This is a genomic window from Blautia sp. HCN-1074, assembly GCF_037890165.1.
Classification (GTDB): Bacteria; Bacillota; Clostridia; order Lachnospirales; family Lachnospiraceae; genus Blautia_A.
In genome coordinates, this window is record NZ_JBBKBP010000006.1 from 160,340 (window position 1) to 174,975 (window position 14,636).

The 14,636-nt window shown below is 35.6% G+C and carries 13 protein-coding genes; all 13 read right to left on the minus strand.

The genetic code is table 11. The features are described 5' to 3' along the window. Window positions 1-308: 308 nt before the first annotated feature. Window positions 309-2,693 (minus strand): ABC transporter permease, encoded by a 2,385-nt coding sequence (locus tag WKT11_RS07645; protein WP_117942288.1) that lies wholly within the window; start codon window positions 2,691-2,693, stop codon window positions 309-311. Between the two features lie 14 nt (window positions 2,694-2,707). Further along, entirely contained in the window at window positions 2,708-3,373 is a 666-nt protein-coding gene (locus WKT11_RS07650; RefSeq protein ID WP_117942287.1) for an ABC transporter ATP-binding protein, read from the minus strand. Window positions 3,374-3,487: 114 nt separating this feature from the next. Continuing rightward, complete coding sequence (locus WKT11_RS07655) at window positions 3,488-3,613, minus strand: hypothetical protein (RefSeq protein WP_255647045.1); 126 nt, start codon at window positions 3,611-3,613, stop codon at window positions 3,488-3,490. A gap of 106 nt (window positions 3,614-3,719) precedes the next feature. Further along, window positions 3,720-4,988 carry a radical SAM/SPASM domain-containing protein gene (locus WKT11_RS07660; RefSeq protein ID WP_227164643.1) on the minus strand — a complete coding sequence of 423 codons (1,269 nt, stop codon included), beginning with the start codon at window positions 4,986-4,988 and terminating at the stop codon, window positions 3,720-3,722. Then, a complete protein-coding gene (locus tag WKT11_RS07665; protein ID WP_117942285.1) occupies window positions 4,978-6,084 on the minus strand; it encodes a radical SAM protein in 1,107 nt (368 codons plus the stop codon). The genes WKT11_RS07660 and WKT11_RS07665 overlap by 11 nt, the downstream gene beginning before the upstream one ends. Before the next feature lie 11 nt (window positions 6,085-6,095). After that, window positions 6,096-7,097, minus strand: coding sequence for a S8 family serine peptidase (locus WKT11_RS07670; RefSeq protein ID WP_117942284.1), 1,002 nt, complete (start codon window positions 7,095-7,097; stop codon window positions 6,096-6,098). An 11-nt stretch (window positions 7,098-7,108) separates the two neighbouring features. Next, entirely contained in the window at window positions 7,109-8,776 is a 1,668-nt protein-coding gene (locus tag WKT11_RS07675) for an ABC transporter ATP-binding protein (RefSeq protein ID WP_117942283.1), read from the minus strand. Further along, a complete protein-coding gene (locus WKT11_RS07680; protein ID WP_117942282.1) occupies window positions 8,766-9,929 on the minus strand; it encodes a radical SAM/SPASM domain-containing protein in 1,164 nt (387 codons plus the stop codon). Before WKT11_RS07680 ends, WKT11_RS07675 begins: the two co-directional genes overlap by 11 nt. Window positions 9,930-10,080: 151 nt before the next feature. Continuing rightward, complete coding sequence (locus WKT11_RS07685) at window positions 10,081-10,923, minus strand: zinc dependent phospholipase C family protein (RefSeq protein WP_227190898.1); 843 nt, start codon at window positions 10,921-10,923, stop codon at window positions 10,081-10,083. 139 nt (window positions 10,924-11,062) lie between these two features. Continuing rightward, window positions 11,063-12,400 carry a sensor histidine kinase gene (locus WKT11_RS07690; RefSeq protein WP_118064330.1) on the minus strand — a complete coding sequence of 446 codons (1,338 nt, stop codon included), beginning with the start codon at window positions 12,398-12,400 and terminating at the stop codon, window positions 11,063-11,065. A gap of 1 nt (window position 12,401) precedes the next feature. After that, window positions 12,402-13,112 carry a LytR/AlgR family response regulator transcription factor gene (locus WKT11_RS07695; RefSeq protein WP_117942280.1) on the minus strand — a complete coding sequence of 237 codons (711 nt, stop codon included), beginning with the start codon at window positions 13,110-13,112 and terminating at the stop codon, window positions 12,402-12,404. Then, a complete protein-coding gene (locus WKT11_RS07700; protein ID WP_117942279.1) occupies window positions 13,090-13,452 on the minus strand; it encodes a helix-turn-helix domain-containing protein in 363 nt (120 codons plus the stop codon). The genes WKT11_RS07695 and WKT11_RS07700 overlap by 23 nt, the downstream gene beginning before the upstream one ends. A 112-nt stretch (window positions 13,453-13,564) precedes the next feature. Further along, window positions 13,565-14,620 (minus strand): radical SAM protein, encoded by a 1,056-nt coding sequence (locus tag WKT11_RS07705; protein ID WP_117942278.1) that lies wholly within the window; start codon window positions 14,618-14,620, stop codon window positions 13,565-13,567. Between the last annotated feature and the right edge of the window lie 16 nt (window positions 14,621-14,636).

The following is a 14,636-nucleotide window of genomic DNA, read 5'->3' on the forward strand; positions in this document are numbered from 1 at the left end:
TGCTATCCTTTGTTTGTCTATCGTATCGCACTTATATATTTATTTCCATATTTCTTGTATAAATCGCACTTTTTATTTACTAATTGGACATTGCCTTTCAATATCCCTTATTCTTCTACTACCACCTGTTCAATTAATGTTTTTTAGATTATGTATCCTGAATATTAAAATTCCAATAAATATCCGAGGTGGCTTTAATTTCAACAGAAAAACAGACTGAATTATCACAACGCTCAGACATTTCAAAAATTTCTTTGAGAAATGGCGAAAAAAAGCGGGGTAGCACACGCCGCCCCGCCGATCCTATCTCATTCCATCGTCCTGATTTGCTCAACAAGAGATTGCTTTTTCAAATTTCCAATTGTGTAAGAAATCAAGATAAACTGCACCACCAATAGAATAGCCAAATATATCAATACGATTAGCCACGGAAATGAATAATAAAAGTATGGATTCATCGTTTTCACAACTACCTGTACGGACAGAAAACCCAGTCCAATTCCCAAAACCAATGTTACAAGCGTAGCAAAAACTGAATAAATCACCCCCTCATAACACAGCATTTTGATAAGTTGCTTTTTACTCAAACCAATCGCTTGTAACATTCCAATTTCCTGTCTCCGGGACAGGAAATTGGTGATTGTCGTATTGACAAGGTTGATTAAAGAAAAGCACACAACAATAACAGCCACTATCAACAACACCCCAAAAGAAAGTTGTTGAAGTCCACTATAATAAGTGATACTTTCTTTTATGGTTTCCATAACCAAATCGCTATTTCTGTCTATCAGTTGATTTAATGCAGCTTCAACCATATCGAATTTTTCCGTGTCCGTAATTACGGAAATAGTACCTGTACAATCTATCCCGGTCGCTTCATTCATAAGCTGCTCTGGAAGCGTAAAGCATTTTGAAAAGCCAGAATACGAATATTCTTTCACAATGCCCATGACTGTATAGGTTTTTGTACGAATTTGGCCAGATTCGGTTTTATAGTTCACTTCGACGGTATCACCCAATGCAGCCTCAATATCATAGAGATCGGCACGCTCTTGAAGCAAGACAATTCCATTGCCTGCCACCAGTTCATCATAATCAATCGTGCCTGCAATTCGTTCTTTCTCCAAATTCTGCTGCTCATCCCGACAAAAGCCCTGAATCCAATTTCCAGAATTACCATTTACACGATATTCTGCGTCCGTGTAATACCAGCGTTTGATTCCCGTAACGCCGTCAATAGATTCTACTGCATTTACAAAATCGGCATTTAGAAAATTCTTTTGCTGTAATCCAGACAAAGAAATATCGGCGGTGTCCCACGATTGATTTGCGTTGAGCTGGATGTTAAATTCACCGACAGGGAAAGCCCTGCCTCGTGCTTCTGCAACGCCATCATAGGAAGCTAACATTGTCGAAATCAATACAACCAATACTCCGCCGAGTGAGAGAGAAAATATTGTTAAAGTAGACTTTGCCTTTTGTCTGGACAGATTCATTTTAGCAAGTGAAGCAGGCGTTATTTTACGGTGCAGCACGGAACTTTCTTTCATTTTCCCCTGATAATTGGAATATCGCAATGCTTCCAGCGGAGATACTGCCGCAGCTTTTTTTACAGGAGTATGAATAGCAATCATCACAATAATAAATGCAAAAAGACCAACCCCCACCGTCACACATAAAGTAGTCAGCCAGTACCAACCGGCAGGAACCAGAAAGTACCCAATCACATTTCCAATAACCAGACCAATCGGGATAGCAATGGCAGCAAGTAATTTTCCCTCGCGGTAAACCATCTTTTTAATCTGTCGTTTTGTTGTTCCGATTGTGCGAAGCTGTCCATAGTTACGGATACTGCTTGCTACTGAAATATAAAAAATCGAATAGATCACAATGCCGGAACCAATGAAAGTTATAAAACCAATCAAGAAATAGAACAGCATATCACTTCCACTATTTTCGTCCTTTAAGTTGAAATAAGTAGAACGGACAATCACATTATCATCGGAAATTTTTAATTGCTGTGCCAGAGTGTTTGCATAGTTGGCGGCTTCTTCCTCGCTCATATTTTGAGCACCATTCAGCCCAATGTAATAATCAATCATGCCCTCGTCGCCATACTGTTGTCTTATTAATTCTTTCGATATAATAGCTGTATAGCGCCCAATATCGCCAGTTTTCACATCTAAGATTCCCGTCAATTTGAAATCATGGGTAGTGCCGTCAGAAAAGGGGATTTGAATTGTCTGTCCCAATTCATTTGAATAGCCCAAACTATCCAAAAAGGATTCCTGTACTACAATTTCATCCTCCGAAGCTGGTAAATCTCCCGAATAGGGCATACTTTGGGATGTTAGCATATCCGCATTTGCATAAGTAAAATTCACGGTTGAATGGTTTACCTGTTCAGAAAATGCGTTAAAAAATTCCCCAACCCACGCAATTTCTTCTTGCTTGTATAGTTCCTGTCCCTGTTGTTCAGAAATCGCATGATACATAATCTGTGCTGTTTTTTGGTTGCGGTTCTGCGTTTCCTGCATAACCCCAAAACCATAGAGAACAATAGCAGATAGCAATGCGCTTGCAAGTGCAATCGTCAAAACAATAAAGATATTTCTTTTTCGATTCGCCGATATACTTCGATTTGATATGCGCTTTACTATGGTGCTGCTATCATTCTTAAAAGGCCCTGTCATAACCTGTCACCTCCTTATTGCACAATCCTGCCGTCCTCAATGTGGATAATCCGATCTGCAAGGCGGGCAATGTCGTTGTTGTGGGTAATCATGACTACGGTCTGGTGGAACTCCGAACTTGTACGCTTGATTAACTCTAGCACCTCAGCACTGGTCTTGCTGTCAAGGTTGCCAGTCGGCTCATCGGCCAGCACAATAGCCGGTTTGCTAATCAGAGCACGTGCAATCGCCACACGCTGTTGCTGTCCGCCGGAAAGATTGTTCGGCATATTTTTCAGTTTATCTTCCAGCCCCAGCAGATGAACGATTTCGTCCAAAAACTTCTGATCCACCGTGTCCCCGTCCAGTTCCACTGGCAGGACAATATTCTCATACACATTCAGGATGGGAACGAGGTTATAGTTCTGGAAGATAAAGCCGATATTGCGGCGGCGGAAGATGGTAAGCTGTTCATCGTTCATTTTCGACAGCTCTTTGTCCCGAACAATCACGGTTCCGCTGGTTGGAGTGTCCAGCCCCCCCATCATGTGAAGCAGGGTGGACTTACCAGATCCAGAAGTTCCTACCACCGCTACAAACTCTCCCTCTTCTACTGAAAAATCGACCCCATCCAATGCACGGGTAACATTTGGTTCTTGACCGTAATATTTTTTTAATTTAATTGTCTCTAAAATCTTCATTCCATTTATATCCTTTCCTTCAAATAATATGTATTTTCATAATTTGTCTTTTAATTAAAGCCTTCTAATTTTTCAATCAGAAGGCTTTAGTTTCACTAATTTCCCATATAATAATCAAGATTCAATACTTAACCAAGCACTTCCGTCTATACAATCCTGTAGGCAAAATTCTTGTATCTTACCACATTCAGCAGTGTAAACATTAACTTCCTCTTCCTTTAGTTCATATCTTTCTTCCATAATGTTCACCTCCCACACATTGTTATATTTTCTTTCAGAATATTATTTTTAATAATTGTTTTCCATATTTTATGTTTATTTTGCACTTTTTTTACCTATGTGGATTTTACTCTTTTTTTTCTTGATTTATAATCTCTTTTACTTGTTCTAAATATTGTTTATAATGTTCCAATTGTTTTCTTTTATCTTCTTTGGCGTTGTAATAGAATAATACATATTTCAACATTGATTTTATAAAAATACAACGATAATCATATGGTTCATCAGAAGCTAAACACCTACCACCACATATATATCTATAGTCGCATTCTCTACAGATTTCCTTATAAGTTACACAAAATGTCTTCTTTATCTCTTCTGTATTCATCATTTCTTCCAACCTGACCAAAATCTTCTGAGGAGTATCTTTGATAATATTTCCCATTTTGAATTGGCATTTTTCCATACACTGGCACATATAAATATCCCCTTCAGGGTAAATTGCCATAACTTTTCCATATCCTCCACAAGAATCTCTTACCTGAATTCTCTGGTGGAAACCTCTAGCAATCTTTTTGTTCTCATACCCCTTCCCAAGCATATAATTTAATATTTTCAGATTCATATCGATACGTTCCGTATCTGTCAGTATTTCAGAATTATCCTTTGCCCGTCCTACCGGGGAAACAATATTGAAAAGAACATCTGTATCATATTTCGCAGCAATGTCAATCAATTTATACATATCAGCTTCATTCGTTTTTTCGTAAATGAAACTAAGCACTACCTTAATCCCTGCCTGCTGGCACATCTCTATGTGTTCAACTAACTGTTTCTCCTTTTCAGGTGTTCCGAACATGTGCATTGTACTAAAATCTATTTCATCTATATACCCTTTCAACTGTTCTGTTAATTCCAGAGTAAGGGCAAGACCATTACTCTGCAACGTGATTGGACAAGACAATCCATTTCTTAATGCTTTTGCAATTTCCACAATCTGAACTTTAATCAATGGTTCTCCACCTGTAATAATCATTTTATGTGGTTTGTTTTCCTGAAAGAATGGAATCACCTTATTCTGTATATCCTCTAGCTTAAATTCATTTTCTGGATGCAATTTGTCGTTTGCACTGATTGCACAAAATTCACAATTCATATTACATTTTCTAGTTACCATCAAATATACAGTATTGATTTTCTCATGATTATTTTCTATTTTTTTTATAAATTCAGTTTGCTGCTTCCATACAGGATATAGCTTTTCCTGGAACTCTGGTTTATCCAAATTATCTGCAAATCTTTTACTTACCCCCAGGCAGACTTTTCCTATCGGATCAATTAAAGCCACTTTTTCTCCTTCTGTAATCTTAATAAAATCATTCATTTTATTTTCCATGGCGAATATATCTCCTTTCATATTCTTCTTTCATATTATTTAGTTGCTTTTCGGATAAGTTTTCTTTTATCAAATTATACATCCATTTTGTCACTTTGCAGTTGACCTCTATTGGTCTATATACATCCTTATTAACTTCATAATTAGAAGTCTGGCATCCTCTTGTTTTACAATGATTTATGTATTCACATCCTTCACACATCGAATCGACCTTATCATTCAAATAAACAATTTCTCTAATTCTTGGTACATCTAATCCTGCCTTTACTGTACCAATTTTAAATTCTGGTAACTCGCTACAAGTATAAATCCCCCCATCGGTCGTTACATAACAAGTTGCCAACCCTGCTTTACAAGCATAAAACATACACGGAAATAAGTACGATTTTACATGCTGTTCCCATAAATTCCAAAAAAGCATTTGTCTAGTTTGAATAATATAATTCTTATATAAATAAAATACCTGTTCCAATTGTTCTTTCAAACCATGCAAGTCATTTTCATTCCACATGCAATAATGGTCAATTCCTGATTCTAGTTTTCTTATACCTAAGTCAAGCAAGAATTGGAAACTCTCTGCATAATATTGATAGTTATTACTTGTTACGACACTGGCTATAGAAATCTGATTTCCTGTAGCCTGTTCATATTTTCTCAATAATGGAAGGTTCTTCATAATTTTTTCAAAACTTCCATTTCCTGCATAATCTCTCCTATTCAAATTCTGGACATACTCAGGACCATCTAAACTCACTTTCACCTCAAATGTATTTTCCACAAAAAAGTCAATTATCTCATCTGTAACCAACGTTCCATTTATCGTAGTACTGAACTTGCATATTAAGTTTGTTTCCTGGCATTTTTTCTTCGTATAACCTACCGCATCTTTCATCAGATTAAATGCCATAAGAGGTTCCCCTCCAATAAAATAAACCATAAGGGTCCGATCATACTGCTTATTTGCTTCATGGACCGCAATATCGATTGCCTTTTGAGCCGTTTCTAAACTCATGTATGTATTTTTCTTTTCGCCCAGATAGCAGTAAGTACAATTCAAATTGCACTTATTTATTATCTCTAATGACAGTGTATACATTTTCTCGCCTCCTAAACTGTAAATTGGTCCAGATTTCTATTTGTTTTCTTCTGGAAATCCAATCTTTCCACCATATTAAATAAGGGATATCGCAAAACAATTTCTGTCTTCGGATGTTCCATGGCATATATCCTGATTCTATCTTTATACTCACATATTTCCTGATAATTGTTGTGATCAATAAATAGCACCGGATACTGCTCTGCTGTTTTTATATTTCTCAATTTTTCCATTCCACTTTCAAAAGTATCGCATCTCTCTGTTCTCGTAACTTCCCGTATGAAACGCTGCTCTAAAGGTTCTTCTATACGGTTCGTTAGAAAATAGCACTGTTTTTGCTTCAATGTATGATATGGATAATATCCATTTAAAGTGCTATGAACAAACTGTAAAATTGCCTGTTCATATTCATCCTCATAATTGCTTAGATACCCTGTTATTACAGCACACCCAAAGCTATTGCCCTGATAAAATTTAGGGATGCCCACATGATAAAGAGAAAAAAATTTAGAGGAAAAAATCACATCCGTTCCTGTACCATCATATTGGAGAACCTGTAAAGGATTCTCTATATCCAGGCATCTTACTCCCATTACAAAAGGGAAGGAAGCCGGATAGGTTGCTTCTACTTGCTGATTAGAGTATGCTGCCACAATCAAAATCCCCTTTTCTGTAGCTGCTCTACATACTTCCTCTATTTCTTTGTGATATTTGTACTCATCTCCTATACTCATATTAATTATGTCTACCTGTTCCTCTATCAGTAATTCAATACCTTCTATCATATCCAGAACCGTACTCTTTTTGTTCTTCCTTACAATAGGTACCAAAATAATTTCAGCTTCTGGGTTTTCCTTTAAAATAAAAGAACAGACATATTCCGCATGGGTAAATCCAAAGGCATCTTTAGTGTATTCCTGGTCTTTCCATTTGCAGTCTATTTTTACAATTTTCTTATCCTGAAAAAAAGGATTATCAAAGGATCCATTGGAATCCAACACACCTATCCTCACTTTTTACTCACCTACCTTATATGTAACTTCTCCAAATCCACAATAATATCTGCTTCTCGCAATTCTTCCAGATTGTGCGTAGAAAAAATAATAATTTTATCCCCTGATAGCTCATGTAATAATTGATAAAAACGTCCTCTTCGTTTTTCATCGATATTTGCAGTGGCTTCATCAAAAATCAGAATTTGTGAATTTTTCAAAATATTCCTCATAATATCCAAACGTCGCATTTGTCCCTCTGAGAAATTGCATGGTTCTAACTTTATCTCGGTATCCCATACCATTTCTAAAGTATGGATTTCATCATACAAATCCAAGCACTTTGCCACTGTATCCATTTCTTCCTCCGAAACAATATGTAGTAATCCCATATTCCGTCTTACCGTATCATTGAAGAACTGTGTACGCTGCATAACATATCCTGTATTTTTCCAATAGCTGTTAATATCTAATTCCTGCAAATCTGTGTTATTCACAACTACTTTTCCTTCTGTCGGTTGATACACACCTGTTATAATTTTGAACAGAGTGCTTTTGCCTTGTCCACTTTTTCCATGAACTCCGTAAAGAGTGCCTTTTTCGAACTTCAAATTGAGCCGGTCAAATACCTTCTTATTCGACTCTGTATAAGAAAAGCTCATCTCTTCTAAGGAAATGTTGTTAACTGTTGTTACTTTCTCTCCATCTCCTTGTTTCTGATCCGGATACTGAAGCAAACCATTGATATCCTTTAAGGAAACTACGGCTGTATGATACTCGTTAGCAAACTGTGCGATTCCAATAATAGGATTCATAATAATTGTCTGGTAATTCATCAAGGCCATAATGGTACCTATGGTCATATTTCCTTTAAATACTTCTTGTGCACCGACTACCCAAATTATGACTGTTCCCATAAACTGAATTACAAGTATCGTAGATGTATTCAATATGTACAACAAATTCTGACTGTTCGTCTCTTTTTTATATTTCTGATTTTTCTCAAAATACAGATCATGTACATATTGCCCACATTGAAAGAGTCTTGTAATAAACCAATTATCATAGGTGTTTGTCAGAACACTGGTAATACTGTTATATCCTTCCAGAACTTGACCACTGGTTTCCTGTATCAATTTCCCCAGGATTCTACTAATAAAAGGAACGCTGACAAGTAAGATAATATTGGATACGGCAATTCCCTTATGGATAGAAAACATATATGGAGGAACAACCACCAGGATAACCATATTGGAAACCAATGTGATAATACTTGTAATTCCACATTGTTTCACTGCTGAAACATCTTTATCTACTTTCAGCAAAATGTCACTTAGCTTTATCTTCTCAAAAAAATTCACGCTTACTGTTGATAATTTATCTTCTACCTTTTGTCGCATATCTGCAGCTATCTCCTCCGATATGACAGCCACAACATAACGCTGTACATAATTCATAAGGTAGTTCAGTAGCAACATTCCCAAGAACACAGCTAGAAGGAACATAAACGCAGATAAACTGGTACTATGCGGATTCCCCAAATCATCTATCACTTTTCCCTGCAGCTCCGGACGCACCAAAGAAACCCCCGCTGTTAACACAATTATCGCTATCGTTAAAATATAGGAAGGTAGTAGCTTTTTCCTAAAAGCATACTCTTTTAAAAATCCAAGGTATGGGCGACTTTGTTTACCTTTCATCACCTAACCTCTTGGCAATCTTCTCTCCGAACTCACTGAATTTTAAATCTTCCTCCTGGATATAGTCTATATACACTCCTAATTTTTCTCTAACTATTTCAATCGGCTGCTGTAAATAATATTCAAGAATCTGCACCATTGCCTTATAAAAGATATGTTCAAAAATACACTCTGCATCCGATGGTACATTAATCTTCCCTGTATTGATAAAATTCATATATCCGCATTTCATACCATGACAAAAATCTCGGATTGTGCATCCCTTGCACTTCGGATCGGTTTTATCAAAGTTCGACATTGCTATTAATTTTGCCTTTCTTATATCAACACCTTCCTTGATATTGCCTATACAATATTTTTCATTACTTGTAAGAAATCCGCATGGGTATATCTGACCGTTCGGAAAGATCTTGAAATTTCCAATTCCAGCATCGCACATGCCAAAGCAGTTTCCAAAGTTACACAACATATTAAACATTTTTCCATCAAATTGATCTATAGTAAAAACTCTGCCCGCTGCTGCCTCAGCCAAATAGTATTGCAAAATTTGTCCCACCTGTTTTTCAAATTCTGCCTTCAGTTCATCAGATATTTTTAAATATACATCCATAATCATACAGATGTTATCCAAGCCATGCTCATGCAGGTAACAGATGTTTTCGAACATATACGGAATGGTATTTTCTGTGACCGTCATTCTTACAGAAAAATTCAATCCACTATCCTTTACCTTCATGATATTCTCAAAAATTTTGTCATAGCAAGAAACTTCATCTTTCGCAACTCTGTTCAAATCATGGGTTTCCTTATTCCCATCAAAACTAAGGCGTACTGTAAAACGATTTTCTTTCATAAATGCAATGAACCGATCATCCATCAGGGAACAATTGGTAGTAATATAATACTTTACTTCCCTTTCCGGATAATTATCTTTGATATAGGCTACTGCCTGGTAAATTAACTCTTTCTTCAGCAAAGGCTCACCGCCCAAAAAATCAATCAAGACTTTCCCTCTATCCCCATAATTCATCATAAACTCCAAAGAGTCCACAAGTGTTTTTTCATTCAACTGATAATGGTTATGGTAGTCTTCATAACAATACTGGCATTTAAAATTACAATCTGTTGTCATATATAATGTGAAATTATACATATCTGTCTACTCCTTTCTTAAATATACTAAAAACAATTTTAATCAAATTCTCCTATTTCGCCATATATTTTGATTATTTTGCGTATTTTAGTGTCTAAATGGCATAAAAACAGGTCTTGATATTCTTAATACCAAGACCTGAAAAATCTTATTAATAGATTCCTACCTCTTTACCAAATTTATACATATATTGGGTTACCGTCTGTATGGCATGCTGAACAGATCGCCTGCCTGCACTATCATAGGTACTTTCATTTTGAGCATTCGCCGCAAGCCCTTTCGCATGCTTTGCTGCTGAATACATCAAGTCTCCCGTTGATGTATTTAATGCAGTTGTATATACGGAAGAATTAAACGAATTCCCTGCTATTGTGTAAGATTTACGGTTTTTATCTACATATTTTTCAAAAGCAGAATGATTGCTGTTTACTGCTGTTAGGTTCGATGCATGGTGTGGTTCATTTAAGTCTGACACATAATGTGTGCCTTTTCCTAAATTTGACATAGCCAATTGTACGTCCCCTGCACGATACGCATTTACTGCTTCCTGAAAATATGACTCTGCTCTTGTCCTAGCTGTCGGGGATGTTTGCCCCAACCAGTTTTTTCCAGAATCAGGATCATAAAAGTGTCCGGCAAAAGTTCCTGCATCCGTTTCATTTCCGAGTTTATCCGGCCAGTCAGTTGCTTCCATAAGAATAGATGAATTCAATTCGCCATTAAATGCACTATTGCCCTGATCATTACTCAGAATTTTAAGTGCATTTGCGACTATATACTGATGTGTGTGATCTACTCCACCGGACGAAAATCTTTCATCTGGATTTGCGCCATGCTCAATCGGAACCCCTTCTCCATAGAGGTCATCAGAACCATTTGCAATATCCTGCACTTTCGTTGGAAGTTCCGGCTGTTCCGCTGCCATAACTGGTATAGTTCCCAATAAGACCCCCACTGATACCATGGCAATAAATAGTTTCATTTTTTTTCGCATACTCATGCCTCCTCTTCTTTTTTTCTTTATTTTATATCCTACTTCAAGAAAAAACATAAAATTTGTTTAGTTTGTATTTTTTATGCCTTATCTGGACTAAAAAAATGGCACTTATTTTCCATAAGCACCATCTTTTCCACTATATTTCTATCGGAATAATCACAGAAACAGAAAACATATCATCTAAAACATTAAATGATACTTCTCCCCCATAATCCTTCACGACACTTTTAATATTTTTAACACCAAAACCGTGATTTTTCTTATCTTCTTTTGATGTTTCCATTGTTGTATTGTATCGCAAATAACATACTTGTGATTCTCTTAGGCTATTTTCGCATAAAATTGACAAGAAACCTTTTACTTTTTTAGCCTTTAGTTGTACCAAACACTCTACCGTAGGATTTTCTTCTTTCATTAACCGGCATTCTCTTAATGCATTATCTATTGTATTAGAAATTATGACGCATAAATCCTCGTTCCTTACCTGCTTAAACTCTGTAAAATCGACAAACGCCTTAAATTCAATTCCCTTTTCGATGGCCTCTAATCGTTTCGTATGAAGTAGATTATCAATAAATGTATTCCCTGATTTATAGTAGCTTTGATACTTATTTAGCTTACGCTCAATACCATTAATGTACTCTATTTTTTGATCTGGCTCTACATTTTCTTTCAAGCCTTCCAAATGGTTTTTTATATCATGAGAAAGTCTACGGATATTTTCCATATCTTTCGATTGCCTCATATAATAATCATACTGTAGACTCATCTCGCTTATTTGAAGTTTCTTTTCATTCTCGATTTTTTTTACATTTAAGTAGTTCTCCAAAATTACTATATTACAGACAGTTCCTAAAAGCATAACGATAGGTAATATTAATATCGTAATAACCGACCATACATTACCGATAATTACCTCTTTATCGTTATATAGGTTATCGATACATACCGCCATAACTATAATGTTAAGAAATAGCGGGATAAGAATTGTAATCACATTAATGCTTGATAGGAACGGTGGAATTCTTTCTATAATTCTTTTTAATGCCAAACTTCCGGCAATAATAACACCTTCCGCAATTACCATCATACCCACTTGGTAGATTCCTGGCAATTCAGCTAATATCCTATCTCCACTATATGGATACAGAAAAATGCAGCTTAATAATTGCCCTAATAACGAAATGGATAAGTAAATGCAACCTATCAAAATACAATACTTCATATTACGCTGAAATAAAAAATGTCCTATAAACATAGCAATTATCACTATGGTAATATAATTATAAGCAATATGTATGGATACTCCATTTTCCATTACTCGCACCAAAAATATACTTCCAATACACAAAACATAGGAATACCAATTTTTCTTTCTGTAACTTTGACTGTTTTTTCTATCAATTAACAAATATGTAATCAACAAAATATTAATTATTGAAAAAATATTCTTTATAATACTCTGTCCATACACACTACACACTTCCTCCCCGTTCTGCCATTTTTTTCATTAGGTTTTGTTTTCTGGATCGTGTAATATAAATCTTATCTCCGGAATAAAGCGTGACGGTAAGATCATGTAATGATTCAATACAGTCAACATTTACAATGATACCATTATGACAGCGTACAAAATAGTATTTTTCCAAACGTTCTTCCAAATCTCTCATTTTAAAATATCCATCTTCCTGATTCCCGTTTCTTAAATGAAATAACACTTTTCGTTTTACCGTTTCAATGTATTCTATATCCGAAAGAAATAATTTAAAGTATCCTTTCTCATTTTTTACTGCTATGTATTTTTGTTCGTATGAATCCAGTTTTCTTAACGCTCTGTTCATTTCACAATTGATCTGTACCTGTGTAATCGGTTTTGTGATAAAATTCTGCACATCATATTTATATCCTACCCCCAAAAATTCATTGTGGGATGACACAAAAAGGATAATTGATTTTTCATCATGTCTGCGGATGATATCTACCAGTTCCATACCATCCATCGCAGGCATCTCTATATCCAAAAAGAAAATTTGGAATTCTTCTTTTAAAGATTCCATTAACTGCAATGGCTTTGTATATTTTTTTATTACAAAATCCTTACCGTTCTTCTCCGCATAAATTTTCAGCATTTTTTCAACTGTATCTACAAAATATTTTTCATCATCACATATCGCTATTTTTATCACTTATATCACCTATCTGCTTCTTCAGCATATTTTCCATCTGTGCTTCATTTAGTCTTCTTCCCATCAATAATAAAGTAGCTTTGTTTATCTCGTCTAACTTCTGAAAAACATCCCATAATTCTTCAATTTGACTCTTACACAAATCACTATTATCTCCATGTACTAAAATATCTATGGGAGTGTTAAATATGCTTGCCAGTTTCACCAGTAAACTACAGGGAATATTTTCAATATCTGCCTTTTCGATTCTGCTGATTGTCTGTTGACTTGTACCTAGTTTTTCACTTAACTCCTTCTGAGAAATCCCCAGTTCCTTTCTCTTTCTCCTGATTATATTCATTTCCACCACCACACCAATAGAATAAAACACTCACCGCATATCACTTTAGATGTTAGTATTTATAATAAAAATAACGTATTTTTACCAATATTTCAAGTTTTATTTTTTAAAATTACAACTCTTTAGCATACGCCTCCCAAAGACTTTTCTTTTTCTGTTCAAAATAGCACATATCAGGATTATGTCCACCTATTGATCCACTATATGCCAAACTATTCATAATACAGTTTTTGCTTTGACACTCCCTATAGAGATTACATTTTGAACACATTGTACCTTCTTCCTCTAATTTCCTCAACCTTTTGATGCGATCCATAGACAATCCATTTTCAACATCGCCAATGCACCCACTAGATTCTAAATTTGCTGCACAACCAAAGATTCTTCCATCCACCTTCACATATATTTGAATGAGTCCCACACCGCAAAATCCTGATTTCCCGTTATTCTCTCCGTATTTCTTCAAATCTAAAACCAGTCCCCAAAGAAATGCTTTCCCTACTTTTTGTCTTTTTATATAATAACATAATACTTTTTCCCATTCATCTGCCAAAACATCCAATTGATCAGTTGTCCATCTATGCACAACATCAATGGAAGAGTCCACTATTTTAAAATTTAGATTTTCAACTAAATGACAAACGGAGTGAAAAGTTTCCCCATAATTATTCTGTGTAACAACATGTGCTGCTTGGATATACTGCTTTGTCTGATTCTCATATTCTTTGAAATACATACAGTTGTCAATAATATTCGCATAACTTCCACCCCCATCAACCCACTTCCGATTTCTATTATGGGTTTCCTCAGCCCCATCAATACTTACCTTTAAATGAATTTTATATCTAATCAGCCATGCTAAAATCTCATCGTTTAGAATAGTTCCATTTGTAGTAATAGAATATGTCACTAAAATGTTCCTTTTTAAAGCCTGTCCCTCTATATATTCCACCAACTGCTTTAAAAATGGAAAACTCAAGAGTGCCTCTCCACCCACAAAATCCACCCATAATCTTCGATCTCTATGCCTTTCTACGTTTAAAAAAGCAATTTCCAACCCTTTGTATGCTATCTGTTCTGACATCTTTTGGTTTGTCTTCCTTCCAAGATAACAATATGTACAGCGTAAATTGCATATTTGGTTTACTTCTAAAGTGATTGTGTACATCCTTTTCCTCCAAAAA